The following is a 25,832-nucleotide window of genomic DNA, read 5'->3' as shown; positions in this document are numbered from 1 at the left end:
CAAAACCGCCGCCCGGCGCAGGTTTCGGTCTTTACAGCGCCGCAAGCCTTCAGCAAGATTCGGTCAGCCTGTCTTAAAAAGGGCACGCATTTGTCCTATGCTTAACGGCGACGCCCGGCCGGGTTTCGCGCCGCCGTCCGCTGCAACAGCCATTCATCCGTCAGAACCAGGGAGCCTTTGCCATGCTGAAAAAGCTGCTGATGCTGTTCGTCGCGCTATCGCTGTCGCTCGCCGCAGGCCTTGCCGCGGCCGTCGAAGTCAACACGGCTGACCAGGCCGCGCTCGAATCCGTGAAGGGTCTCGGGCCCGTGAAGTCGAAGGCGATCATCGACGAACGCACCAAGAACGGCCCGTTCAAGGACGCGGACGATCTCGCGAACCGTGTCAAGGGCCTCGGCACGAAGTCGGTCGGGCATCTCGAGGAAAACGGCCTGACGGTCGGCGGCTCGTCGACGCCGCCGAAGGGCGTGAAGCTGTCGAAGCCGGCCGCGACGACCTCGGCCACCACGTCGGCAACGACGTCGGCAGGCACGGCGTCCACGACCGCGACGGCCGGCACGACGGCCACCGCACCGGCACCGGCGGCAAGCGCGCCGGATGCGACGGCGAAGCCGGCCAAGGCCAAGCGCATGACGAAGAAGGAAAAAGCGGCGGCGGCAGCGGCGGCATCCGCCGATGCGGGCGCAAGCGCACCGGCCGCAGCATCGTCGGCAAAAGCGACGAAGGGTTCGAAGAAGAAAAGCAAGAAGGACAAGGTAGCCTCCGCCGCCGCGGCGTCGGGCGCCTGATGTGCGCCGCGCGCGCGACGGCGTGCGCGCGGTATTCGTTCAACGGGCGCCCACTGCGTGGCGCCCTTATCGGTAAAGGTGAAGAATCATGGGTCTCCTCGACATCGTTGGCGGTCTGCTCGGCGGCCAGGCTGGCGGCAACTCGCAAAGCGCGCTGATCACGACTGCGCTCGAATTCATCAACAACCAGCCGGGCGGCCTGAACGGCTTGATCGAGAAGTTCAAGGCAGGCGGCGCCGGCGACATCATCGGCTCGTGGGTCGGCACCGGCCAGAACCAGCCGATCTCGCCGGACGCGCTGCAGAACGTGCTCGGCTCGGACGCGATCGGCGCGCTGGCAAGCAAGTTCGGTGTCGATCCGTCGATGGCGTCGACCGTCCTCGCGCAGGTGCTGCCGCACGTCGTCAACCACGCGACGCCGGACGGTGCAGTGCCGGCCGATGGCCAGGCACAGGTCGACCCGTCGAACGTGCTCGGCTCGCTGTCGCAGATCGCCGGCATGTTCGGCGGCAACAAGCAGGGCTGACGCGCTGCGTCGTTGCGACGCTCCATAAACAAACACCCCGCCGAGGCGGGGTGTTTGTTTTTGCGCGCCCGGCGCGAACCGGGCGGCAGCCGATGGCAGGAGATCAGTGCACGACGCGGTCGAACACGAACTTGCCGTCGTGGATGTCGACCGGAATCACGTCCTTCGGACCGAAGCGGCCCGCGAGGATGAGCTTCGCGACCGGGTTCTCGATCTCCTGCTGGATCGCGCGCTTCAGCGGACGCGCACCGAACAGCGGATCGTAGCCGACCTTGCCGATCTGTTCGAGCGCCGCTTCCGACACGTCGAGCGCCATGTCGAGCTTCGCGAGCCGGTCGTGCAGGCGTGCGAGCTGGATCTTCGCGATCGACTCGATGTTGCTGCGGTCGAGCGCATGGAACACGACGACGTCGTCGATCCGGTTCAGGAACTCGGGGCGGAAATGCTGCTTCACCTCGAGCCACACGGCGTCCTTGATCTCTTCCTGCGGCGCACCCGTCATCGCCTGGATCACCTGCGAGCCGAGGTTCGACGTCATCACGATCACCGTGTTCTTGAAGTCGACCGTGCGCCCCTGCCCGTCCGTCATGCGGCCGTCGTCGAGCACCTGCAGCAGCACGTTGAACACGTCCGGATGCGCCTTCTCGATCTCGTCGAGCAGGATCACGCTGTACGGCTTGCGGCGCACGGCTTCCGTCAGGTAGCCGCCTTCCTCGTAGCCGACATAGCCCGGCGGCGCGCCGATCAGCCGCGCGACGCTGTGCTTCTCCATGAACTCGCTCATGTCGATGCGGATCAGGTGTTCTTCCGAATCGAACAGGAACGACGCCAGCGCCTTGCACAGCTCGGTCTTGCCGACCCCGGTCGGGCCGAGGAACAGGAACGAGCCGTACGGACGGTTCGGATCGGCGAGACCCGCGCGCGAACGGCGGATCGCGTCGGCCACCGCGCTGATCGCCTCGTGCTGGCCGACCACGCGCTCATGCAGCTTTTCCTCGATGTGCAGCAGCTTCTCGCGTTCGCCCTGCATCATCCGCGACACCGGAATCCCGGTCGAACGCGACACGACTTCCGCGATTTCCTCCGCGCCGACCTGCGTGCGCAGCAGGCGCGGACGCGTCGGGTTGTGCTGCTCCTGCTCTTCGGCCTGCGTGACCTGCTTCAGCTGCGCCTCGAGCTGCGGCAGCTTGCCGTACTGCAGCTCGGCAACCTTCTCCAGCTTGCCGTCACGCTGCAGCCGCGCGATGTCCGCACGCACCTTCTCGATCTCTTCCTTGAGCTGCGCGCTGCCCTGCACCGCGGCCTTCTCGGCAGTCCAGATCTCCTCGAGGTCCGCATATTCGCGGCCGAGACGCTCGATCTCTTCCTCGATCAGTTGCAGGCGCTTCTGCGACGCTTCGTCCTGCTCCTTCTTCACGGCTTCGCGCTCGATCTTCAGCTGGATCAGACGACGGTCGAGCTTGTCCATCTCTTCGGGCTTCGAATCGATTTCCATCTTGATCTTCGAAGCGGCTTCGTCGATCAGGTCGATGGCCTTGTCCGGCAGGAAGCGGTCGGTGATGTAGCGGTGCGACAGCTCGGCCGCGGCGACGATCGCCGGGTCGGTAATGTCGACGCCGTGGTGCAGTTCGTACTTCTCCTGCAGCCCACGCAGGATCGCGATCGTCGCCTCGACGCTCGGCTCGTCGACGAGCACCTTCTGGAAGCGGCGCTCGAGCGCGGCATCCTTCTCGATGTACTTGCGGTATTCGTCGAGCGTGGTCGCGCCGATGCAGTGCAGCTCGCCGCGCGAGAGCGCCGGCTTCAGCATGTTGCCCGCATCCATCGCACCCTCGGCCTTGCCCGCGCCGACCATCGTGTGGATTTCGTCGATGAAGACGATCGTCTGGCCTTCGTCCTTCGCGATGTCGTTGAGCACCGCCTTCAGGCGTTCCTCGAATTCACCGCGATACTTCGCGCCCGCGAGCAGCGCGGCCATGTCGAGCGACAGCACGCGCTTGCCCTTCAGCGTCTCGGGCACTTCGCCGTTGACGATCCGCTGCGCGAGCCCTTCGACGATCGCCGTCTTGCCGACGCCCGGCTCGCCGATCAGCACCGGGTTGTTCTTGGTGCGGCGCTGCAGGATCTGGATCGAACGGCGGATTTCGTCGTCGCGGCCGATCACCGGATCGAGCTTGCCCGCACGGGCGCGCTCGGTCAGGTCGACCGTGTATTTCTTCAGTGCCTCGCGCTGGCTTTCCGCGTCCTGGCTGTGCACCTGCGAGCCGCCGCGCACCGCGGCGATCGCGGCTTCCAGCGCCTTGCGCGTGAGGCCGTGCTGGCGCGCGAGCTTGCCGGCGTCGCCCTTGTCGTCGGACACGGCGAGCAGGAACATCTCGCTCGCGATGAACGTGTCGTTGAGCTTCTGCGCTTCCTTGTCGGCCTGGTTCAGCAGCCCGGCCAGTTCACGGCCGATCTGGATGTCGCCGCCCGTGCCCGTCACTTGCGGCAGACGCGAAATGGCCTCGTTCAGCGCGCCTTGCAGCGCCTGAATGTGAACACCCGCGCGCGACATCAGCGAGCGGGCGGACCCGTCCTGCTGCGCGACCAGCGCCGCGAGAACGTGAACGGGTTCGATGTATTGATTGTCGCGGCCTGCCGCGAGGCTTTGCGCGTCCGAGAGTGCTTCCTGGAACTTGGTGGTGAGCTTGTCGATTCTCATTTAGTCGAGACCTCCAATTTTCGATTAACACCAAGATGAGGATGGTTATGCGGCTTTCAAGCGAAATTCGGGTTGATTCAGCGCAAAAAATGCGGGATAGCCTCGAAGCGGCCCCGGGACGGGCCACTGCCGGATCGAGAAGCGCGGCGGGCGCGTATCAGCCGGCCGTCGACGGCGGCTCGACGGTTTCAGGCGCGTCGTTCGTTGACGGTGCGGCACGCACGAGCGCGACCGGACGGATGCCGAGCAACGCCACGAGCGGCGCAGCGTGTTCGACCAGCTCGCCGAGCGTGTGGCGGTCGAGTTCGGCGAAGAACGCATCGCGCGCGGCCGCCAGCACACCCTTCAGTCGGCACTGCGGCTCGATCACGCAGCCGCGCGACTCGCCCTCGGCCGCAAAGCAGCCGACCAGCGCGAAATCGCTCTCGGTCGCACGTACGACCTGGCCGACGGTCAGTTGCAGCGACTCGGGAAACAGCCGCAGTCCGCCATTGCGGCCGCGGACCGTGTCGACCCATCCCAGCTCGCCGAGCTGCTGCACGACTTTCATCAGATGGTTCTTCGAAATGCCGTAGGCATCCGAGATCTCCTGGATCGTCGCGAGCCCCTCGCCGCGCACGGCAAGGTACAGCATCACGCGCAGCGAATAGTCGGTGTAGTCGGTGAGTCTCATGAGCGAATACGAAAAAAATCGATCGTGCCCCGATTACGTGAGCCGAGCCGATCGGGATGCGCGCGGGGCCGGTTGACGGCTCTGTTCCGCGGCCCCGGGTTGCCGGGATGGCGCGCGCGCAATAAGATGCGTGACACTTACACGTTTTTCAGGGGTTGTTGGACGCTATTTTGCGACAAAATCCGGCCGGCGTCCTGCTCGATGCCCGCGCCGCCGCCCCGTCGTTGCCTATTTCCGCCTGCCCTTTTTTGCCATGACCGTCCTGCCCGCCTCGCCCGATACCGCACTGGCCCGCCCTCGCGACACCGAGCCGACCGAAGAGAACATCCGTGATCTCGTCTACGCGTTCTACGACCGCGTGCGCGCCGATCCATTGCTCGGGCCCGTGTTCGACGCGAAGCTGGAAGGCCGCTGGGACGACCACCTGCCGAAGATGGTCACGTTCTGGTCGAGCCTCGTGCTCGGCACCAAGGGCTATCGCGGCAACGTGCAGCAGGCGCACCAGCCGCTCGACGGAGTCGAGCCGGCTCATTTCAGCCGCTGGCTGTCGCTGTTCCTGAAGACCGTCGAGGCGCGCTACACGCCGCCCGCGGCGATCCGCTTCATGGAGCCGGCGCTGCGGATCGCGCAGAGCCTCCAGTTGAGCCGCTTCGGCTGGGACTATCAGATTCCGCCCGAGCAGCAGGCGCTGCTCGACGCAATCGCGCCGCGCCGTCGCGACGCGGGCGACGATCCGCACGCGTTGCCGTCGCGTGCCCGCGGCGAGCCGTTTCCGACGAAGATCATCGGGCGCAGCAGCGATCCGGACGCGTAACGGGCAGCGGTCACGCGCGACGCTTGCGCGCATGCGGCACTTCGCCGCATCACCCCGACGCCGTGCTCAGCGCCGCGTATTGCCCGATTCGATGCCCCAGCGCGCGAGCGCGGCATCGTCGGTACTGCGCGCGTCGACCCAGCGCTCGCCATCCGGCGTCGTTTCCTTCTTCCAGAACGGCGCTTCGGTCTTCAGGTAGTCCATCACGAACTCGCACGACGCGAACGCGTCGCCGCGGTGCGACGCAACCGTTGCGACCATCACGATCTGGTCGAGCGGCAGGAGCCTGCCGACGCGATGCACGATTGCGACGTCGATGCCCGGCCAGCGCCGGCCGGCCTCGGCGGCGATCTTCTCGAGCGCCTTCTCGGTCATCCCCGGATAGTGCTCGAGCTCCATCGCGGCAACCGAATCGCCTTCGTTCAGGTCGCGCACCGTGCCGACGAAGCACGCGACCGCGCCGATCTTCGGGTTGCGCGCGCGCAATGCCGCGACTTCGGCGTTCAGGTCGAAGTCGTCGGTCTGGATTCGTACCGTTGCCATCGCCCGCGCCTCAACCGCCCGTCACCGGCGGAAAGAACGCGACTTCGCAGCCTTCGGTGAGCCGCGTATCGGGATCGGTCATCTCGTGGTTGCACGCCATGCGCAGTGCGCGCCCTTCGGAGAGCGTCTCGGCCCACGCACCGCCGCGCACGCGCAGCCACGCGCGCACGTCGCCGACGGTCGTGACGCTATCCGGCACGTCGGCCTGCTCGTCGGCGACGCCCAGTGCCTCGCGTACGCTTGCAAAAAATTTCAGTTGAATCTTCATGGTTCGGGAAGCCGTCGCGTTACGACAGCAGTTCGGAAAACGGAATGAAACGCACGGTCTCGCCGGCGCTGATCGCATGCTGCGGCGGGTTGTCGATCAGGCCGTCGCCCCACACCGTCGACGTCAGCACCGCCGAGCTCTGGTTCGGGAACAGGTCGAGACCGCCGGCCGCGTTGACGCGCGCACGCAGGAATTCGTTGCGCCGGTCGCCCTTGCCTTGCGAAAAGTCGGCGCGCAGCGACAGCGCGCGCGGCGCGACGTCGCGCACGCCGGACAAGCGCAGCAGGAACGGCCGCACGAACAGCAGGAACGTGACGAAGCTCGATACCGGGTTGCCGGGCAACCCGATGAAGTGCGCATCGGGGCGATCGTCACCGCGGCGCACCGCGCCGTAAGCGAGCGGCTTGCCGGGCTTCATCGCGATCTGCCACAACGCGAGCCGCCCTTCGGCCTCGACGGCCGGTTTCACGTGATCCTCGTCGCCGACCGACACGCCGCCGCTCGTCAGGATCACGTCGTGATCGCGTGCGGCCGCACGCAGCGTGTCGCGGGTCGCGGCGAGCGAATCGGGCACGATCCCGTAGTCGGTCACATGGCAGCCGAGCCGCTCCAGCAGCCCGCGCAGCGTGAAGCGGTTCGAGTTGTAGATCGCGCCGGGCTTCAGCGGCTCGCCGGGCATCGTCAGTTCGTCGCCGGTGAAGAACACCGCGACGCGAATCCGCCGCGCGACCGCCAATTGCGCGCAGCCGACCGACGCGGCCAGGCCGAGCGCCTGCGGCGTGAGCCGCGTGCCGGCCGGCAGGATCACTGACCCTTGCCGGATATCCGCGCCCTGCGCGGTGATCCATTCACCGGCCTTCGGCGTGTGCAGGATCTCGACCGCGTCGCCGTCGGCCGACGCCTGCTCCTGCATCACGACGGCGTCGGCGCCGGGCGGCACCGTCGCACCGGTAAAGATCCGCGCAGCCGTGCCGGCAGCGAGCGGCGCGGCCGGATGACCGGCCGGAATGCGCTGCGACACCGGCAAGCGCCGGTCGCCATGCAGCAGGTCGGCGACGCGCACCGCATAGCCGTCCATCGCGCTCGTATGCATCGGCGGCACGTCGAGCGGCGAGCTCACGTCGGCCGCCAGCACGCGGCCGAGCGCGTCGAGCGTGGCGACGGTTTCGGCGCCGGGCAACGGCTTCGCGGCATCGAGCAACGCGGCGAGTGCCTCGGCGGTCGACAGCATCGGCGCGCGCGGCGCCGCGGGATTCGGGTTCGACATCGATGGAATCGGGGATCGTTGGATTCAATACGTCATTGTAGCGACGCCGTCGCGCGGGCGCGCGATATGGCGGACATGCGGAAACTGTGATTCGCGCGAACGTGCGGGTCTGGCACTTGTTTCGGGCGCGGTGCGACGGTAACCGAGCGGCACCGCCAAACAAAACGGCCGGAACCCCGATCCGTTCGACGAATCGGCATTCCGGCCGTCCAGCGCAGCCGGGCCCGCGGCCCGGCCGTGCGTCATGCTCCCGTATGGGCGGCGATGAAGTCCTTCACCTGCTGTGCGTCGGCGTTCACGACCTCGAAACGCTGCGGCAGCGCCTCGAGCCCGTCGAATGCGGCCGGACGTTCGGCTTCGCGATCGAGTGCCTCGCGAATCGTCTCGCCGAACTTGATCGGCTGCGCCGTCTCGAGCACGACCATCGGCACGCCCGCGTCGAGATGCTCGCGCGCGACCTTCACACCGTCGGCCGTGTGCGTATCGATCATCGTGTCGTAGCGCGAGAACACGTCGCGGATCGTCGCGATGCGGTCCGTGTGGCTGCTGCGGCCCGACACGAAACCGAACTCGGCGACGCGCGCGAAATCGCCGCTCGCCGCGAGATCGAAGCCACCCTTCTCCTCTACGTCGCGGAACAGCTGCATCACGCGCGCCGGATCGCGGCCGAGCAAGTCGAACACGAAGCGCTCGAAATTCGACGCCTTCGAGATGTCCATGCTCGGGCTGCTCGTGTGATAGGTGTTCTCGGCGCTGCGCACGCGATACGCGCCCGTGCGGAAGAACTCGTCGAGCACGTCGTTCTCGTTGGTCGCGACCACGAGCTTCGCGATCGGCAGCCCCATCATCCGCGCGATGTGGCCTGCGCAGACGTTGCCGAAGTTGCCCGACGGCACCGTGAACGACACGCGCTCGTCATTGGATCGGGTCGCCGCGAAGTAACCCTTGAAGTAGTACACGACCTGCGCGACGACGCGCGCCCAGTTGATCGAGTTGACCGTGCCGATCTTCTGCTGCGCCTTGAACGCGTGATCGTTCGAAACGGCCTTCACGATGTCCTGGCAGTCGTCGAACACGCCTTCGACCGCGAGGTTGAAGATGTTCGGATCCTGCAGGCTGAACATCTGGGCCGTCTGGAACGCGCTCATCTTCTTGTGCGGCGACAGCATGAACACGCGCACGCCGGCCTTGCCGCGCATCGCGTATTCGGCCGCGCTGCCGGTGTCGCCGGACGTCGCACCGAGAATGTTGAGCGTCTGCCCGTGCTTCGCGAGCGTGTACTCGAACAGGTTGCCGAGCAGCTGCATCGCCATGTCCTTGAACGCGAGCGTCGGGCCGTTCGACAGTTCGAGCAGCGAGATCGGCGCGCCGTTCTCGGTGCCGAGCGTCTTCAGCGGCGTGATGTCGGACGCGTTCTCGCCATGGCGCGTGTTGCTGTACACGTCGGCCGTGTACGTGCGGCGCGTGATCGCGCGCAGGTCGTCGGCCGGTACGTCGTCGCAGAACTTCGACAGGATCTCGAACGCGAGATCCGCGTACGACAGCGTGCGCCAGCGTGCGAGCTCGTCGGCGGACACCTTCGGATACTCGGCCGGCAGGTAGAGCCCGCCGTCCTTCGCGAGACCGCCGAGCAGGATGTCGGAGAACGTGTGGCGCTCGCCGATGCCGGCGCCGCGCGTGGAGATGTAGTTCATGTCGTCCTCAGCTCAGTTCAGCGCTTCCATGCGCAGCTTCGTCACCTTCGATACCACCGTCGCGAGGCTCTCGATCTGCGCGATCGCCGCATTCACGTTCTTCTCGACCGTGACGTGCGTGATCAGGATGATGTCGGTTTCGCCGTTCGCGTCGTCGACCTGCTCCGATTCCTTCTGCAGCAGCGCGTCGATCGAGATGCCCGATGCGGCGAGGATGCGCGTGATGTCGGCCAGCACGCCGGTTTGATCGGCAACGCGCAGGCGCAGGTAGTAGCCGCTCGTCACTTCTTCGATCGGCAGGATCGGCGTGTTCGAGAGGCTGTCCGGCTGGAACGCGAGATGCGGCACGCGATGCTCGGGGTCCGCCGTGTGCAGGCGCGTGACGTCGACGAGATCCGCGACCACGGCCGATGCGGTCGGCTCCGCGCCCGCGCCCTTGCCGTAGTACAGCGTCGTGCCGACCGCGTCGCCGTGCACGACGACCGCGTTCATCGCGCCCTCGACGTTCGCGAGCAGGCGCTTCTCCGGGATCAGCGTCGGGTGCACGCGCAGCTCGATGCCGTTTTCGGCGCGGCGCGTGATGCCGAGCAGCTTGATCCGGTAGCCGAGCTCTTCCGCATAGCGGATGTCGGTCGCGTCGAGCTTGCTGATGCCCTCGACGTACGCACGGTCGAACTGCACCGGCACGCCGAATGCGATCGCGCTCATGATCGTCGCCTTGTGCGCGGCGTCGACGCCTTCGATGTCGAAGGTCGGATCGGCTTCCGCGTAGCCAAGCTCCTGCGCGGCCTTCAGCGCGGTCGCGAAGTCGAGCCCGCGATCGCGCATTTCCGACAGGATGTAGTTGGTCGTGCCGTTGATGATGCCCGCGATGTACTGGATGCGGTTTGCGGTCAGGCCTTCGCGCAGCGCCTTGATGATCGGGATGCCGCCGGCGACGGCCGCCTCGAACGCGACCATCACGCCCTTCGCACGCGCGGCCTCGAAGATCTCGGTGCCGTGCACCGCGAGCAGCGCCTTGTTGGCGGTCACGACGTGCTTGCCGTTCGCGATCGCGCGCAGCACGAGCTCGCGTGCGACGCCCGTGCCGCCGATCATCTCGGCGATGATCGAGATCGACGGATCATCGACGACTGCGTTGAAATCGTCGGTGATCTGCGCGGCGCCGGCGTCGCCGCCGAGCGCAGCCAGCGCCTTGGCCGGGTTGCGCACCGCAATGCGCGTCACCTCGATGCCGCGCCCCGCGCGTCGCTTGATTTCTTCCTGGTTGCGGCCCAGCACCGTGAAGGTGCCGCTGCCCACCGTGCCGAAGCCCAACAGGCCAACTTTGATCGGTTCCATGCTGCGTGTGATCGAATGAGTAAGAAGTAGTGAGTTCCGTGTGGCCGTGCCGCTCAGGCCGAATGGCGCTTGCGGTAGCCGTCGAGGAAGCGTGCGATCCGGTTGATCGAATCGGTCAGGTCGTCGAGGTTCGGCAGGAAGACCACGCGGAAGTGGTCCGGCGTCGTCCAGTTGAAGCCCGTGCCCTGTACGAGCAATACGCGCTCCTCGAGCAGCAGGTCGAGAATGAACTGCTGGTCGTTCTGGATCGGATAAAGCTTGGGGTCGAGGCGCGGGAACATGTACAGCGCGGCCTGCGGCTTCACGCAGGTCACGCCCGGGATCGACGTGAGCATGTCGTACGCGAGCTCGCGCTGCTTGTACAGGCGCCCGCTCGGCACGATCAGCTCGTTGATGCTCTGGTAGCCGCCGAGCGCCGTCTGGATCGCGAACTGCCCGGGCACGTTCGCGCACAGGCGCATCGACGACAGGATGCCGAGCCCCTCGAGGTAATCCTTCGCGTGCCGGCGGTTGTCGCCGCCGAGGCCCGACACGGCCATCCAGCCCGCACGGTAGCCGCACGAGCGATAGCTCTTCGACAGGCTGTTGAACGTGACGGTGATCACGTCCTCCGACAGCGAACCCAGCGCCGTGTGCTCGAGGCCGTCGTAGACGATCTTGTCGTACACCTCGTCGGCGAACACGATCAGTCCGTGCTGGCGCGCGATCTCGAGCAGTTCGAGCAGCAATTCGTCTGAATAAAGCGCGCCCGTCGGGTTGTTCGGGTTGATCACGACGATCGCCTTCGTGTTCGGCGTGATCTTACGGCGGATATCGTCGAGATCGGGCATCCACGCGTTCTGCTCGTCGCAGATGTAATGCACCGGCGTGCCGCCCGACAGGCTGACCGCCGCCGTCCACAGCGGATAGTCGGGCGCGGGCAGCAGCACTTCGTCGCCGTCGTTCAGCAGCGCCTGGGTCGCCATCACGATCAGCTCGGACGCGCCGTTGCCGATGTAGATGTCGTCGAGGCCGACGCCCACGACGCCCTTTTCCTGCGTGTAGTGCATCACGGCCTTGCGCGCCGAGAACACGCCCTTCGAATCCGAATACCCGGACGACGTCGGCAGGTTGCGGATCATGTCCTGGATGATCTCGTCCGGCGCGTCGAAACCGAACGGCGCGAGGTTGCCGATGTTCAGCTTGATGATGCGGTGGCCTTCTTCCTCGAGGCGCTTCGCGTGCTCGAGCACCGGGCCACGGATGTCGTAGCAGACGTTGAGCAGCTTGTTCGACTTCTGAATCGGTTTCACGACGACACGGTTCCTGGGTTGGCCTTGCGGCCGGGGGGACGGGATCAAAACTGGAAAGCGGCCGGTCTGTGCGCGCTGTCTAGACTGGGAAAAAGCGGGCGGTCGGGCGCGGCTTGTGGCGACGCGCGACGCAAGTGGCGCCCGGGGGCGACCAAAAAGTTATAATTTAGCGGATTTTGGCCGACTTTCGCAATGCACCATAGCCGCGCCGGGCCCGCGCCGTCAGGCGTCCCGCGTGCTCAGGCAAGCGAAACCGGCCATCCGGGCCCGTGTGGCCCTGCAACACATTCCCCTACGGAACCGCGGAATACCGATTTGAAACTGCACCAGGACGCGAGCGGCGCGCTCAACACCGTCACCGGCTACGGCCCCGATTATGTCGACGTCAATCTCGAACGCCACGAAACGAGCGTCATCGTACTGCCCGGCGCGCCGGTCCAGGCGTGGCCCGTGTCGTCGTTCGACGCGCTCGCGCCCGAGCATTTCGCGATGCTGCTCGACCCGACCCCAGAACTCGTGATCTTCGGCAGCGGCGCGCGGTTGCGCTTCCCGCACCCGCGGCTCGTCGCGGCGCTGACGGCCAAGCGGATCGGCGTCGAGACGATGGATTTCCAGGCCGCCTGCCGCACCTACAACATCCTGATGGCCGAAGGCCGCAAAGTCGCCGCCGCGCTCTTAATTGAACGTTAATCCCCGATGCGGTAAAACTCGGGCCGGCGCAGCGGGTCGATCCCCCGGATCGGCCCGGCCAGGCCGCCCGCCCCCGGCGCAACCCGCCGGCGGCCCGTCACAATAACCAACAGGCTGAAAATCCATGAACGATACGCCGTCGAGGCTACCGCTCAATCGCATCACGCTCGTCCTCCTCGTCGTCGCACTCGCGATCGTCTGGTTCGCGCCGCTCGGGCTGCGCCACCTGATCCCGAGCGACGAAGGCCGCTACGCGGAAATGGCGCGCGAGATGTTCGTCACCGGCGACTGGATCACGCCGCGCTACAACGGCTACAAGTACTTCGAGAAGCCGCCGCTGCAAACCTGGCTGAACGCGCTCACGTTCGCGTGGTTCGGCATCGGCGAATGGCAGGCGCGCCTCTACACGGCCATCGCGAGCTTCGCAGGCATCCTGCTGGTCGGCTACACCGGCGCGCGCCTGTTCAACCCGCTGTCGGGCTTCCTCGCCGCCGTCGTGCTCGCGTCGTCGCCGTACTGGAACCTGATGGGCCACTTCAACGCGCTCGACATGGGGCTCGCGTTCTGGATGTCGCTGTCGCTGTGCTCGCTGCTGCTCGCGCAGCGGCCCGGGCTGCGCCCGGCCGCGGCACGCGGCTGGATGTGGGCGTGCTGGGCCGCAATGGCGTTCGCGGTGCTGTCGAAGGGCCTCGTCGGCCTGATCCTGCCCGGCGCCGTGCTCGTGCTCTACACGCTGATCGCGCGCGACTGGGCGCTGTGGAAGCGCCTGTACCTGGTGAGCGGCCTCGTGATCTTCTTCGCGATCGTCACGCCGTGGTTCGTGCTCGTCCAGCAGCGCAACCCCGAGTTCTTCAACTTCTTCTTCATCGTCCAGCAGTTCCGCCGGTACCTGACCCCGGAACAGAACCGCCCGGGCCCGCTTTACTACTTCGTGCCCGTGCTGCTGGTCGGCTTCCTGCCGTGGCTGTCGGTCGCGTGGCAGAGCATCCGCCATGCGCTGCGGATGCCGCGCCAGCCGAACGGCTTCTCGCCGATGCTCGTGCTGCTGATCTGGAGCGCATTCATCTTCCTGTTCTTCAGCGCGTCGCATTCGAAGCTGATCTCGTACGTGCTGCCGGTCGCGCCGGCGCTCGCGCTGATCATCGGCGCGTACCTGCCGCTGATGAGCGCCGACCGGTTCCGCCGCCACCTGCTCGGCTACCTCGTGTTCGTCGTCGTCGCGGCGTTCGGGATCATCTTCCTCGCGTACCAGGGCGATGCCCGCACGCCGAACGCGCAGTACCGCGCGTTCCAGATGTGGCTGTACGCAGGCCTCGCGGTCGCAGGCGCGCTGACGCTCGCGGCCGCGTGGCTGAACCGCCGCGCGGGCGTGGCTGCCGCGCTTGCCGCATTCGGCGCCGCCTGGCTCGCGTTCGGCACGATCGGCGGCACCGGGCACGACGAGTTCGGCCGCTACAGCTCGGGCGCGCTGCTCGCGCCGGCGGTGCGCGCCGAACTGGCGAAACTGCCGGCCGACACGCCGTTCTACTCGATCGAGATGCTCGATCACACGTTCCCGTTCTATATGGGCCACACGACGATCATGGTCCAGCGCCAGGACGAGCTCGCATTCGGGATCTCGATGGAGCCGAACAAGTGGATTCCGACCGTCGACGAGTGGATCACGCGCTGGAAGCAGGAAACCCATGCGCTCGCGATCATGCCGCCCGGCCAGTACGACACCCTGGTCAAGCAAGGCGTGCCGATGCGCGTGATTGCGCGCGACAGCCGCCGCGTGATCGTCGAGAAACCGCAATCGTAAGGACGCCCACCGCATGAATCCCGTTTCGTTCGTCTGCATCATCACCGGCGTGATGCTCAACGCCTGTGCGCAACTTCTGCTGAAAGCCGGCGTCAACGCTGTTGGGCACTTCGAATTCAGCCGTGCGAACATCATCCCGGTCGGCCTGAAGATCGCGACCCAATTGCCGATCATCGGCGGCCTCGGCTGCTACGTACTGAGCGTCGTGGTCTGGATCGTCGGGCTGTCGCGGGTCGACGTGTCGATCGCGTATCCGATGCTGTCGCTCGGCTACGTCGTCAACGCGTTCGCGGCCTGGTACCTGTTCGGTGAAGTGCTGTCGGTCCAGCGGCTCGTCGGCATCGGCATCATCCTGATCGGCGTGCTGGTGCTCGCGCGAAGCTGAGCACGCCCCGCCGCGTTAAGCGTCCGCCTACAAAAAATCACGGTGCGATTCCGCCAACCGGTGTTTAATGCCGGTTTCGGCCGGGATCGCCCGACCCTTTTATTACACGCCATTACAGGCCAAAGCGTACATGAGCCAGACTACTGCTCCGTTTCTGCCGTTCACCCGCCCCGAGATCGATGAGGAAACCATCCAGGGCGTCGTCGACGTGCTGCGCTCGGGCTGGATCACCACCGGCCCGCAGAGCCAGAAATTCGAAGCGGCGCTGTCCGAGTACTGTGGCGGCCGTCCGGTCCGTGCGTTCAACTCGGGCACCTGCACGCTCGAGATCGGCCTGCGCATCGCGGGCGTCGGTGCCGGCGACGAGGTGATCACGACGCCGGCGTCGTGGGTCTCGACCAGCAACGTGATCCTCGAGACCGGCGCGACGCCCGTGTTCGCCGACATCGATCCCGTCACGCGCAACATCGACCTCGACAAGCTCGAGCAGGCGATCACGCCGCGCACGAAGGCGATCATCCCGGTGTTCCTGTCCGGCCTGCCGGTCGACATGGACCGCCTGTACGCGATCGCGCGCGCACACAAGCTGCGCGTGATCGAGGATGCGGCGCAAGCATTCGGCTCGACGTGGAACGGCAAGCGCATCGGCGCGATCGGCGACATCGTGTCGTTCAGCTTCCACGCAAACAAGAACCTGACGACGATCGAAGGCGGCGCACTCGTGCTGAACAACGAGGAAGAAGCGGCGCTCGCGCAGAAGTACCGGCTGCAGGGCATCACGCGCACGGGCTTCGACGGGATGGACTGCGACGTGCTCGGCGGCAAGTACAACCTGACCGACGTCGCCGCGCGCGTCGGCCTCGGCCAGCTGCCGCACCTCGAACGCTTCACCGCGCAGCGCCGCGCGCTTGCGCGCGCCTACTTCGCCGCGTTCGACGGCAGCGCAGCCGTGAAACTCGGCGTCGGCCTGCCGATCGCCGAATTCGAGAACGGCAACTGGCACATGTTCCTGATCACGCTGCCGCTCGAGCGGCTGACGATCTCGCGCGCCGAGTTCATGGCGCAGATGAAGGAACGCGGCATCGGCACGGGCATCCACTACCCGGCGATCCATCTTTTCACGCTGTACCGTGCGCGCGGCTTCAAGGAGGGCATGTTCCCCCACGCCGAACGGTACGGCGCGTCGACCGTCACGCTGCCGCTCTTCACGCAGATGACGGAAGACGACGTGCGTCGCGTGGTCGACGCCATCAACCAGATTTGCGAACAATACGGAAAATAAGCGTACATGAGTCACCTTGAAGCACGCGCCGGGCATCCGGTCGCCGGGCAGCCGGAAGTATCGATCATCATCCCCGTGTACAACGAGGAAGACGGCCTCGCCGCGCTGTTCGCGCGGCTGTATCCGGCGCTCGACGCACTCGACACGTCATACGAAGTGATCCTGATCAACGACGGCAGCCGCGACCGCTCGGCCGCGATGCTCGCCGATCAGTTCCACGTACGTCCCGACACGACGCGCATCGTGCTGCTCAACGGCAACTACGGCCAGCACATGGCGATCCTCGCCGGCTTCGCGCAATCGCGCGGCGAGATCGTCATCACGCTCGACGCCGACCTGCAGAACCCGCCCGAGGAAATCGGCAAGCTGATCGCAAAGATGCGCGAGGGCTACGATTACGTCGGCTCGATCCGCAAGCAGCGCCAGGACAGCCTGTGGCGGCGCAAGGCGTCGCAGATGATGAACCGCCTGCGCGAGCGCATCACCCGCATCAAGATGACCGACCAGGGCTGCATGCTGCGCGCGTACAGCCGCCGCATCATCGACACGATCAACGTGTGCGGCGAAGTCAACACGTTCATCCCCGCACTCGCATACACGTTCGCGCAGAAGCCGACCGAGATCGAGGTTGCGCACGAAGAGCGCTTCGCCGGCGAGTCGAAGTACTCGCTGTACAGCCTGATCCGGCTGAACTTCGACCTCGTGACGGGCTTCTCGGTCGTGCCGCTGCAGTGGCTGTCGTTCATCGGCGTGATCCTGTCGCTCGGCTCCGCCGCGCTGTTCGTGCTGCTGCTCGTGCGACGCTTCATCGTCGGCGCGGAAGTGCAAGGCGTGTTCACGCTGTTCGCCATCACGTTCTTCCTGCTCGGCGTGATCATCTTCGCGCTCGGCCTGCTCGGCGAATACGTCGGCCGCATCTACCAGCAGGTGCGTGCACGGCCGCGCTACCTGATCCAGGCCGTGCTCGAGCAGCACGACGGCGTACCGGCGGTGCCGGCCGGCGCGAACCGCTCGGGAGCCGCGCAATGAAACCGCGCGCAGTCGTCTTCGCGTATCACAACGTCGGCGTGCGGTGCCTGCAGGTGCTGCTCGCACGCGGCGTCGACGTCGCGCTCGTCGTCACGCACGAGGACAACCCGAACGAGAACATCTGGTTCGGCAGCGTCGCATCCGTCGCGGCCGAGCACGGCATTCCGGTGCTCACGCCGGCCGATCCCGCCGATCCGGCGCTGCGCCGCGCGGTATCCGACGCGCAGCCGGACTTCATCTTCTCGTTCTACTACCGCCACATGCTGCCGGTGGACCTGCTCGCGATCGCGCCGAAGGGCGCGTACAACATGCACGGTTCGCTGCTGCCGAAATACCGGGGTCGGGTACCGACCAACTGGGCGGTGCTGAACGGCGAAACCGAAACCGGCGCGACGCTGCACGAGATGGCCGCGAAGCCCGACGCGGGCGCGATCATCGGCCAGACCGCGGTGCCGATCCTGCCCGACGACACCGCCACGCAGGTGTTCGACAAGGTCACGGTGGCCGCCGAGCAGACGCTCTGGCGGGTGCTGCCCGCGCTGCTCGCGGGCGAGGCGCCGCACCTGCCGAACGACCTCGCGACCGGCAGCTACTACGGCGGGCGCAAGCCCGAGGACGGCCGCGTCGACTGGTCGAAGCCGGCCGCGCAGGTCTACAACCTGGTGCGCGCGGTCGCGCCCCCGTATCCGGGCGCGTTCACGGACGTCGACGGCACGCGTTTCGTGATCGCGCGCGCGCGCCTCGCGGCACCCGGCAGCGCGGCAGCGGCCGCCGCGGCAGATTTGCCGCCCGGCCTGCACGTAAGCGATAATGTGCTATTCGGCGTCTGCGGCGACAGCCGCGCCCTATCCATTCTCGAGCTGTGGCAGCAGCGGGACGGCAGCGAAACCGTCGTGACGCCCACGGAATTCGCGCAGTTCATTCATTCTTCCCGTCATTCATGAAAGCAAAAAAAGTCCTGATCCTGGGTGTGAACGGCTTCATCGGCCATCACCTGTCGAAGCGCATTCTTGAAACCACCGATTGGGAAGTGTTCGGCATGGACATGCAGACCGACCGGCTTGGCGACCTCGTCAACCACGAGCGGATGCATTTCTTCGAAGGCGACATCACGATCAACAAGGAGTGGGTCGAGTATCACGTGAAGAAGTGCGACGTGATCCTGCCGCTCGTCGCGATCGCGACGCCCGCCACCTACGTCCAGCAGCCGCTGCGCGTGTTCGAACTCGACTTCGAGGCGAACCTGCCGATCGTGCGTTCGGCCGTCAAGTACGGCAAGCACCTCGTGTTCCCGTCGACCTCCGAGGTCTACGGCATGTGCTCGGACGAGCAGTTCGACCCGGATGCATCGGCCCTCACCTACGGCCCGATCAACAAGCCGCGCTGGATCTACGCGTGCTCGAAGCAGCTGATGGACCGCGTGATCTGGGGCTACGGGATGGAAGGCCTGAACTTCACGCTGTTCCGCCCGTTCAACTGGATCGGCCCGGGCCTCGACTCGATCTACACGCCGAAGGAAGGCAGCTCGCGCGTGGTCACGCAGTTCCTCGGCCACATCGTGCGCGGCGAGAACATCAGCCTCGTCGACGGCGGCTCGCAGAAGCGTGCGTTCACCGACATCGGCGACGGCATCAGCGCGCTGATGAAGATCATCGAGAACAAGGACGGCGTCGCGTCGGGCAAGATCTACAACATCGGGAATCCGAAGAACAACTTCTCGGTTCGCGAACTCGCGCACAAGATGCTCGAACTCGCGGCGGAATTCCCCGAGTACGCCGATTCGGCCAAGCAGGTGAAGCTCGTCGAAACGACGTCCGGCGCCTACTACGGCAACGGCTACCAGGACGTGCAGAACCGCGTGCCGAAGATCGACAACACGATGCAGGAACTCGGCTGGGCGCCGCAAGCGACGTTCGACGACGCGCTGCGCAACATCTTCGAAGCGTATCGCGGCCACGTCGCCGACGCGCGCGCGCTCGTCGAACAGCAAGGCTGATCGGGACGTTCGCTTGGCTCGCATCGTCCTCAAGATCGACGTCGACACGCTGCGCGGCACGCGCGAAGGCGTGCCGAACCTCGCGCGCATCTTCGACCGCTTCAGTGCGCGCGCGACCTTCCTCTTCAGCCTCGGGCCCGATCACACGGGCTGGGCGCTGCGGCGCGTGTTCCGCCCCGGCTTCCTGAAGAAAGTGTCGCGCACGTCGGTGGTCGAGCACTACGGCGTGAAGCAGCTGATGTACGGCGTGCTGCTGCCGGGCCCCGACATCGGCCGCCGCGCGATCGCCGACATGCGCGCGATTCACGAGGCCGGCTTCGAATGCGGGATCCACACGTGGGATCACGTTTACTGGCAGGACAACGTCCGCGTGCGCGATCGCGACTGGACCGCGCGTGAAATGCAGAAGAGTCACGCGCGCTTCATCGAGATCTTCGGCGCGCCGCCCGTCACGCACGGCGCGGCCGGCTGGCAGATGAACGACTCCGCATTCGAGCAGATCGACGCATGGGGGATGCGCTACGCATCCGACGGCCGCGGCCATTCGCCGTACCTGCCCGTCGTCAACGGCCGCACGCTGTCGCACGTGCAGATGCCCACCACGTTGCCGACGCTCGACGAAGTGCTCGGCATCGACGGCGTCGACACGCACAACGTCGCCGCGCACATCCTCAAGTTCACCGAAACCAATCCGCACGATCAGGTGTTCACGCTGCATGCGGAACTGGAAGGCCAGAAGCTTGCGCCCGTGTTCGAGCAACTGCTCGCCGGCTGGCGCGCGCAAGGTCACACATTCGCGACGATGGGTGACTACCACGCGACGCTGGACCGCGACTCGCTGCCATCGTACCCTGTCACGTGGGGCGAAATTCCCGGCCGCTCCGGCGAACTAATCGTCCAGCCCGACTGAGTTCGCGCGCGCCGGCGTCGCCCGCTCCGCCCTTGCGGCACGCTGCCGCGACGCCCCGCCGAACCGCGCCGCCGCAGCGGCGCCTTTCCATAACAACAGGAGAAACACGTGTCCGTCGAAGTTGACCGTCAAGTTCCCGATTTCACCGCACCGGCCACGGGCGGCGACATTTCGCTGTCCGACCTGAAGGGCAAGAAACTCGTGCTGTACTTCTATCCGAAGGACAACACGCCGGGCTGCACGACCGAAGGGCTGCAGTTCCGCGATCTCTATCCGAAGTTCAAGAAAGCCGGTGCGGAAGTCATCGGCGTGTCACGCGACAGCCTGCGCTCGCATGACAATTTCAAGGCAAAGCTCGAACTGCCGTTCCCGCTGATTTCCGATGCCGACGAAGCGCTGTGCGCGCTGTTCGATGTCATCAAGATGAAGAAAATGTATGGCAAGGAAGTGCGCGGAATCGAGCGCTCGACGTTCCTGATCGACGCCGACGGCGTGCTTCGCCAGGCATGGCGCGGCATCAAGGTACCGGGTCACGTGGACGACGTGCTAAAGGCTGTACAAGCGCTTTGAGGCGCGTTATATTGGGCCGCAATGAATGCCAGTTCGCCCCATATTTCTCGTAGCTGCGCCGGTGCTCGTTGCGATGCTTGCCGGCACCTGACGCGCATTACGACGGTATCAGCCGAGCCGCATGCCTCTATCGACGAGGCAGCGGCTTTTTTTATGGATTGCGCGCCGGCCCTCGGTCCGGCCCTCACCGCGTCAAGGAGCTGATCGACACTTAGGCGAACCGGCTAGACGAACTTCCTGTGCGCCACCGCGCGCAAACTGCATGCGTCTACGTCACGCAGGATGCGATCAGCGGCGCACGCCATGCGACACGATTCCTCCCGAGGGACACCATGCCTTTGCCTACTCCCCCCAGCAAGCTCGGCAGCCTGCTGCCGCCCGACGAATACAAGGCGAAAGCGCGGCCCGCGAAAGCCGCGAAGAAATCCGCCGAAGGGGACGCATCCACAGCCGGTGACTTTGGTCCGGCGAGCGTGGCCCAACCGATGACCGAAGCCGCGAACACGGCCGCGCCGCTGCGCGCCGTCGCGTCTTCGACGCAAGATGCCGCAAGCCCACCCGCACGCGGCCGCAAGACGAAACAGACGGCTGCACTGCTGCAACCGCTGCCGGCGGCCGCCGAACCCGCGGCACCGGTCGTCGCGCGCAACGACAAACCGGCTGCCGACAAACCGGCCGCCGCACCCGCGCGCGATACCGGCGCCGCGACGAAGTCGCGCAGCCGCAAGCCCGCCGAAGCCGAACTGCAGAAACTGTTCGTGCTCGACACCAACGTGCTGATGCACGATCCGAGCAGCCTCTTCCGCTTCGAGGAACACGACGTCTATCTGCCGATGATGACGCTCGAGGAACTCGACAACCACAAGAAGGGGATGTCCGAAGTCGCGCGCAACGCACGCCAGGTCAGCCGCACGCTCGACGCGCTCGTCGCCGATGCCGGCGCGATCACGGCCGGCATCCCGCTGTCGCGCCTCGGCAGCCGCGAAGCGCTCGGCCGCCTGTACTTCCAGACGAAGCTCGCGGACATCGCGCCCGTCGAAGGCTTGCCCGAAGGCAAGGCCGACAACCAGATCCTCGGCGTCGTGCGCGCGCTGCAGCGCGACCGGCCCGACCGTCAGGTCGTGCTGGTGTCGAAAGACATCAACATGCGGATCAAGGCGCATGCGCTCGGCCTGCCCGCGGAAGACTACTTCAACGACCAGGTGCTCGAGGACAAGGATCTCCTGTACAACGGCGTGCGCGAACTGCCGCAGGATTTCTGGACCAAGCATGCGAAGGGCATGGAGAGCTGGCAGGACACGAAGACGGGCACCACGTACTACCGCGTGACCGGCCCGCTCGTCGCGTCGATGCTCGTCAACGAGTTCGTCTATCTCGAGCCGCAGAACGGCGAGCCGACGTTCCATGCGATCGTCCGCGAACTGAACGGCAAGACGGCGCTGCTGCAGACGCTGCGTGACTACAGCCACCACAAGAACAACGTGTGGGGCATCACCGCGCGCAACCGCGAGCAGAACTTCGCGCTGAACCTGCTGATGAACCCCGAGATCGACTTCGTCACGCTGCTCGGCCAGGCCGGCACCGGCAAGACGCTCGTCGCGCTCGCGGCCGGCCTCGCGCAGGTGCTCGACGACAAGCGCTACAACGAGATCATCGTGACGCGCGCGACCGTGCCCGTCGGCGAGGACATCGGTTTCCTGCCCGGTACCGAGGAAGAGAAGATGCAGCCCTGGATGGGCGCATTCGACGACAACCTCGAAGTGCTGCAGAAGACCGACGACGCCGCCGGCGAATGGGGACGTGCCGCGACGCAGGAACTGATCCGTTCGCGCCTGAAGGTGAAGAGCATGAACTTCATGCGCGGCCGTACGTTCGTCGACAAGTACCTGATCATCGACGAGGCGCAGAACTTGACGCCGAAGCAGATGAAGACGCTCGTCACGCGCGCGGGCCCGGGCACGAAGATCGTGTGCCTCGGCAACATCGCGCAGATCGACACGCCTTACCTGACCGAGGGCAGCTCGGGTCTCACGTACGTCGTCGACCGCTTCAAGGGCTGGGGCCACAGCGGCCACGTGACGCTTGCACGCGGCGAACGCTCGCGGCTCGCCGACTACGCGTCGGACATCCTGTAACGCGACAGGCCGGCCCGTCGGCCGGCTTTCGACACATCGCGGCGCTCCGTTTCCGGAGCGCCGTTTTTATTTGGGGTCGAAAACGCAAGTAACACATCGTCACGCAACAACCCGGTTTACGCGCGAAACTTCAAGTAAATTCTCAAGAATGGTTGCTTAAGCCCCGCCGGAGCGTCTACCATCGGGTCTGTCTGTTGTCATACGATTCGCGAGCGCGCCGCGCTCGCCCGCCTTGCCATGCTTCGAATCTGGGTTCCCGTTGCTGTCGTTTCACTGCTTGCGGCCTGCTCCAGCGTGCCGCCGCAGTCGGCATCGCGCCCCGCCTCGGGCATGAAGATCACCACGCCGCGCGCCTTCCCCGCCCCCGCCAATTTCCCGAAATTCGTCGATCACAGCGTCGGCCAGGAAGAAATCTCGATCCAGGCGATGAGCCTCGTCGGCGTCCCGTATCGCTGGGGCGGCAACACACCGACGAGCGGCTTCGACTGCAGCGGGCTCGTGCGCTACGTGATCGGCCGTGCGGCCGACGTGAACCTGCCGCGCACGACCGCCGACATGAGCGGCCGCGGCGTGTCGGTCGAGCCCGACCAGATCGCGCCGGGCGACCTGATCTTCTTCAATACGACCGGACGGCCGCATTCGCACGTCGGCATCTATGTCGGCAAGCTGCGCTTCGTCAACGCACCGTCGACGGGCGGCACCGTGCGGCTCGACTACCTGACGAACCCGTACTGGGCCAAGCGTTTCGACGGCATCCGCCGCGTCGCGCCGCCGCGCGGGGCGCCTACGCCGTTCGATGCACCGACCTACGAGGCCAAGCGGGACGAGCCGCGCAGCGCGCCGGTCGTTGCGCCCGCCCCGGTGGTCGTGGCGGGCTCCGCGCCGCGGCAGCCGGCCTATGCGTCGCCGCAAGCGAGAGCGGCGCAGGTGCCCGCACCGGTCATCCCCGCCACGCCGGTCGTGACGGCCGCAGCCATTGCACCCGCGCCCCCGGCCGCCGATCCATACGAACCGCCGCCGCGCATGCAGGCAGCCCAGCAACAAGCAACGTCAGTGGATGACGGCGTGACCTCGATGACGGCCAATGCAACGCCGGCTGCCCAGGCGGAAGTCGGCACGCGGATTCCGACGACGGCACTGACGGCCGCCGAGGCCGCCGCGTTCGATGCCGAACCGCCGCCCGCCACCGCTTCTGCATCCCCGCGCAGCATCGAGCCCGCCCCCGTGCAGGTGTTGCGTGCGTCGACACAATCCGCGCCCGTCAGCCCGCGCACCAGTACGGCAGACGATCCGATCGCGCGGTTTGCGAACGGAAGTTACTGACCGGTTGCTCGAACCCCGACGGTAACGTTGGCGGTATCCGCCGCCGCCCTGCCCGCACCGTCGCACGCTCCCCGCCGCCAAAAGAAAATGCGCCGCAGCCTTTCGGCTTGCGGCGCATTTCGTGTCTGTCGACCGTGTCGGCGATCAGAAGATCTGGTGTCCGAGCCACCATCCACCGGCCGCGAACAACGCAGCCGCGGGCAGCGTGAGCACCCATGCCCACACGATGTTGCCGGCCACGCCCCAGCGCACGGCCGACAGCTTCTGCGTCGCGCCGACGCCGACGATCGCGCCGGTGATCGTGTGCGTGGTCGACACCGGAATGCCGAGGAACGACGCGAGGAACAGCGTCATCGCGCCACCGGTTTCCGCACAGAAACCACCGACCGGCTTGAGCTTCGTGATCTTCTGGCCCATCGTGCGCACGATGCGCCAGCCGCCGAACAGCGTGCCGAGGCCCATCGACAGGTAGCACGCGCCGATCACCCACGCCGGCGGCGCATCGGCGGTCGCCGACGCATAACCCGACGCGATCAGCAGCATCCAGATGATGCCGATCGTCTTCTGCGCGTCGTTGCCGCCGTGACCGAGGCTGTACAGCCCGGCCGACAGCAGCTGCAGCCGGCGGAAGCGCCGGTCGACCTTGCTGGGCGCGGTACGGAAATACAGCCACGACACGCCGAGCATGAACAGCGAGCCGAGGATGAAGCCGAGCAGCGGCGAAATGAAGATGAACGCGATGGTCTTCAGCAGCCCGTCGATGTTCAGCGAGCTCCAGCCCGACTTGGCGAGCGCTGCGCCGACCAGGCCGCCGATCAGCGCATGCGACGAGCTCGACGGGATCCCGTAGTACCACGTGATCACGTTCCAGCCGATCGCACCGACCAGCGCACCGAACACGACGTAGTGGTCGACAATCTCGGGATCGATCGTGCCTTTACCGACGGTCTGCGCAACTTTCAGGTGGAAGATGAAATACGCGATGACGTTGAACGCCGCCGCGAACACGACGGCCTGCTGGGGCTTCAGCACCCCGGTGGACACGACGGTGGCGATCGAGTTCGCCGCGTCGTGAAAGCCGTTCATGAAGTCGAATACGAGCGCGACGAGCACCAGCGTCGCGACCATCCATAGGGCGAGTTGTATCGAATGCATCGTGGTCCGCTCAGGCGTTTTCCAGCACGATGCCTTCGATGATGTTCGCGACGTCCTCGCACTTGTCGGTGATCTCTTCGAGCAGCTCGTAGATCGCCTTCAGCTTGATGAGCGTCTTCACGTCGTCTTCCTCGCGGAACAGCTTCGACATGGCCGCGCGCAGCACGCGATCGGCTTCCGACTCCCAGCGGTCGATCTCCTCGCACTGCTTGAGGATCTGTGCCGACTGCTTCATGTCGGACAGCAACCCGACCGCCTGCTGCACGTGCTGGGCCGACTGCGTGACGATGTGCGCGAGCTGGCTCGCTTCGGACGTGACGGCACGCACGTCGTACAGCGATACAGCCGTTGCGACGTCTTCCATCAGGTCGAGGATGTCGTCCATCGTCGTGATCAGCTTGTGGATCTCGTCGCGATCGAGCGGCGTGATGAAAGTCTTGTGCAGAAGATCGATCGCCTCGTGCGTGAGCTTGTCGGCGGCCTTCTCGGCGGTTTGCACGTTTTGCTTGTGAATCTCGGCATCGGCGAGATTGTCGATCAGCAGTTCGAGCTCGCGCCCGCCGGAAACGATGTGCTTCGCGTGCGCGTTGAAGAGTTCAAAGAACTTGCCCTCGGTGGGCATGAATCGACCGAACATGGGATTCCTGAG

General features: G+C 66.0%; 24 protein-coding genes and 1 pseudogene. 14 read left to right on the top strand and 11 right to left on the bottom strand.

Annotation, left to right across the window (positions count from 1 at the left end):
* Positions 1 to 182: 182 nt before the first annotated feature.
* Together BCO18175_RS05395 and BCO18175_RS05390 are read left to right on the top strand one after the other, a co-directional pair.
* On the top strand, positions 183 to 788 hold the full coding sequence (locus tag BCO18175_RS05395) for a ComEA family DNA-binding protein (protein ID WP_174979811.1): 606 nt from the start codon (positions 183 to 185) through the stop codon (positions 786 to 788).
* 88 nt (positions 789 to 876) lie between these two features.
* A complete protein-coding gene (locus BCO18175_RS05390; RefSeq protein ID WP_089484088.1) occupies positions 877 to 1,314 on the top strand; it encodes a YidB family protein in 438 nt (145 codons plus the stop codon).
* Between the two features lie 103 nt (positions 1,315 to 1,417).
* Here BCO18175_RS05390 and clpB read toward each other — a convergent pair whose 3' ends face one another.
* Entirely contained in the window at positions 1,418 to 4,015 is a 2,598-nt protein-coding gene (gene clpB / locus BCO18175_RS05385; protein WP_174979810.1) for an ATP-dependent chaperone ClpB, read from the bottom strand.
* A 157-nt stretch (positions 4,016 to 4,172) separates the two neighbouring features.
* Positions 4,173 to 4,688, bottom strand: coding sequence for an Rrf2 family transcriptional regulator (locus tag BCO18175_RS05380; RefSeq protein WP_174979809.1), 516 nt, complete (start codon positions 4,686 to 4,688; stop codon positions 4,173 to 4,175).
* Between the two features lie 253 nt (positions 4,689 to 4,941).
* On the opposite strand from BCO18175_RS05380, the gene BCO18175_RS05375 reads away from it, so the two are divergent.
* The gene (locus BCO18175_RS05375) at positions 4,942 to 5,502 is read left to right on the top strand and encodes a group III truncated hemoglobin (protein ID WP_174979808.1); all 561 of its coding nucleotides are present in this window, start codon (positions 4,942 to 4,944) and stop codon (positions 5,500 to 5,502) included.
* Positions 5,503 to 5,568: 66 nt separating this feature from the next.
* Here the strand turns inward: BCO18175_RS05375 and BCO18175_RS05370 are convergent, their stop codons facing one another.
* The 6 genes from BCO18175_RS05370 to BCO18175_RS05345 form a co-directional block, all read right to left on the bottom strand.
* Entirely contained in the window at positions 5,569 to 6,045 is a 477-nt protein-coding gene (locus BCO18175_RS05370; protein WP_043188206.1) for a molybdenum cofactor biosynthesis protein MoaE, read from the bottom strand.
* Positions 6,046 to 6,055: 10 nt separating this feature from the next.
* Positions 6,056 to 6,313 (bottom strand): molybdopterin converting factor subunit 1, encoded by a 258-nt coding sequence (gene moaD, locus BCO18175_RS05365; protein WP_089425581.1) that lies wholly within the window; start codon positions 6,311 to 6,313, stop codon positions 6,056 to 6,058.
* 19 nt (positions 6,314 to 6,332) lie between these two features.
* The gene (locus tag BCO18175_RS05360) at positions 6,333 to 7,580 is read right to left on the bottom strand and encodes a molybdopterin molybdotransferase MoeA (RefSeq protein WP_174979807.1); all 1,248 of its coding nucleotides are present in this window, start codon (positions 7,578 to 7,580) and stop codon (positions 6,333 to 6,335) included.
* Between the two features lie 242 nt (positions 7,581 to 7,822).
* A complete protein-coding gene (gene thrC / locus BCO18175_RS05355; RefSeq protein WP_174967472.1) occupies positions 7,823 to 9,274 on the bottom strand; it encodes a threonine synthase in 1,452 nt (483 codons plus the stop codon).
* 12 nt (positions 9,275 to 9,286) lie between these two features.
* Entirely contained in the window at positions 9,287 to 10,615 is a 1,329-nt protein-coding gene (locus tag BCO18175_RS05350) for a homoserine dehydrogenase (RefSeq protein ID WP_122945582.1), read from the bottom strand.
* A gap of 53 nt (positions 10,616 to 10,668) precedes the next feature.
* Positions 10,669 to 11,907 (bottom strand): pyridoxal phosphate-dependent aminotransferase, encoded by a 1,239-nt coding sequence (locus BCO18175_RS05345; RefSeq protein WP_046545879.1) that lies wholly within the window; start codon positions 11,905 to 11,907, stop codon positions 10,669 to 10,671.
* Between the two features lie 315 nt (positions 11,908 to 12,222).
* Here BCO18175_RS05345 and BCO18175_RS05340 point away from each other — a divergent pair, with 315 nt between their 5' ends.
* The 9 genes from BCO18175_RS05340 (at position 12,223) to BCO18175_RS05300 (ending at position 20,570) form a co-directional block, all read left to right on the top strand.
* Positions 12,223 to 12,597, top strand: coding sequence for an Mth938-like domain-containing protein (locus tag BCO18175_RS05340; protein WP_041492864.1), 375 nt, complete (start codon positions 12,223 to 12,225; stop codon positions 12,595 to 12,597).
* Between the two features lie 124 nt (positions 12,598 to 12,721).
* Positions 12,722 to 14,398: a glycosyltransferase family 39 protein gene (locus tag BCO18175_RS05335; RefSeq protein ID WP_174979806.1), complete on the top strand. Its 1,677-nt coding sequence runs from the start codon at positions 12,722 to 12,724 to the stop codon at positions 14,396 to 14,398.
* Between the two features lie 13 nt (positions 14,399 to 14,411).
* Positions 14,412 to 14,783 carry an EamA family transporter gene (locus BCO18175_RS05330; protein ID WP_011352303.1) on the top strand — a complete coding sequence of 124 codons (372 nt, stop codon included), beginning with the start codon at positions 14,412 to 14,414 and terminating at the stop codon, positions 14,781 to 14,783.
* A gap of 130 nt (positions 14,784 to 14,913) precedes the next feature.
* Positions 14,914 to 16,065: a DegT/DnrJ/EryC1/StrS family aminotransferase gene (locus BCO18175_RS05325; RefSeq protein ID WP_174979805.1), complete on the top strand. Its 1,152-nt coding sequence runs from the start codon at positions 14,914 to 14,916 to the stop codon at positions 16,063 to 16,065.
* A 6-nt stretch (positions 16,066 to 16,071) separates the two neighbouring features.
* A complete protein-coding gene (locus tag BCO18175_RS05320) occupies positions 16,072 to 17,094 on the top strand; it encodes a glycosyltransferase (RefSeq protein ID WP_174914764.1) in 1,023 nt (340 codons plus the stop codon).
* On the top strand, positions 17,091 to 18,038 hold the full coding sequence (locus BCO18175_RS05315; protein WP_174979804.1) for a formyltransferase: 948 nt from the start codon (positions 17,091 to 17,093) through the stop codon (positions 18,036 to 18,038). Before BCO18175_RS05320 ends, BCO18175_RS05315 begins: the two co-directional genes overlap by 4 nt.
* Positions 18,035 to 19,090: a bifunctional UDP-4-keto-pentose/UDP-xylose synthase gene (locus tag BCO18175_RS05310; protein ID WP_006482864.1), complete on the top strand. Its 1,056-nt coding sequence runs from the start codon at positions 18,035 to 18,037 to the stop codon at positions 19,088 to 19,090. Before BCO18175_RS05315 ends, BCO18175_RS05310 begins: the two co-directional genes overlap by 4 nt.
* 13 nt (positions 19,091 to 19,103) lie before the next feature.
* A complete protein-coding gene (locus BCO18175_RS05305; RefSeq protein WP_174914758.1) occupies positions 19,104 to 20,000 on the top strand; it encodes a polysaccharide deacetylase family protein in 897 nt (298 codons plus the stop codon).
* Between the two features lie 108 nt (positions 20,001 to 20,108).
* A complete protein-coding gene (locus BCO18175_RS05300; RefSeq protein WP_034207483.1) occupies positions 20,109 to 20,570 on the top strand; it encodes a peroxiredoxin in 462 nt (153 codons plus the stop codon).
* Between the two features lie 192 nt (positions 20,571 to 20,762).
* Here BCO18175_RS05300 and BCO18175_RS40470 read toward each other — a convergent pair.
* A pseudogene (locus tag BCO18175_RS40470) lies at positions 20,763 to 21,007 on the bottom strand (hypothetical protein); the annotation flags it as partial.
* On the opposite strand from BCO18175_RS40470, the gene BCO18175_RS05295 reads away from it, so the two are divergent.
* Both BCO18175_RS05295 and BCO18175_RS05290 read left to right on the top strand, forming a co-directional pair.
* Positions 20,903 to 22,705 (top strand): PhoH family protein, encoded by a 1,803-nt coding sequence (locus BCO18175_RS05295; protein WP_174914756.1) that lies wholly within the window; start codon positions 20,903 to 20,905, stop codon positions 22,703 to 22,705. The pseudogene BCO18175_RS40470 and the gene BCO18175_RS05295 overlap by 105 nt on opposite strands.
* Before the next feature lie 237 nt (positions 22,706 to 22,942).
* On the top strand, positions 22,943 to 24,028 hold the full coding sequence (locus BCO18175_RS05290; RefSeq protein ID WP_174979803.1) for an NlpC/P60 family protein: 1,086 nt from the start codon (positions 22,943 to 22,945) through the stop codon (positions 24,026 to 24,028).
* A 144-nt stretch (positions 24,029 to 24,172) separates the two neighbouring features.
* Here the strand turns inward: BCO18175_RS05290 and BCO18175_RS05285 are convergent, their stop codons facing one another.
* Positions 24,173 to 25,183 carry an inorganic phosphate transporter gene (locus BCO18175_RS05285; protein WP_011352311.1) on the bottom strand — a complete coding sequence of 337 codons (1,011 nt, stop codon included), beginning with the start codon at positions 25,181 to 25,183 and terminating at the stop codon, positions 24,173 to 24,175.
* Between the two features lie 10 nt (positions 25,184 to 25,193).
* Complete coding sequence (locus BCO18175_RS05280; RefSeq protein ID WP_096503051.1) at positions 25,194 to 25,820, bottom strand: DUF47 domain-containing protein; 627 nt, start codon at positions 25,818 to 25,820, stop codon at positions 25,194 to 25,196.
* Positions 25,821 to 25,832 lie beyond the last annotated feature (12 nt).

This window comes from Burkholderia lata (genome assembly GCF_902499335.1).
In the GTDB taxonomy this organism is placed as follows: Bacteria; Pseudomonadota; Gammaproteobacteria; order Burkholderiales; family Burkholderiaceae; genus Burkholderia; species Burkholderia lata_B.
This window is presented reverse-complemented; position numbering and strand designations above follow the sequence as displayed.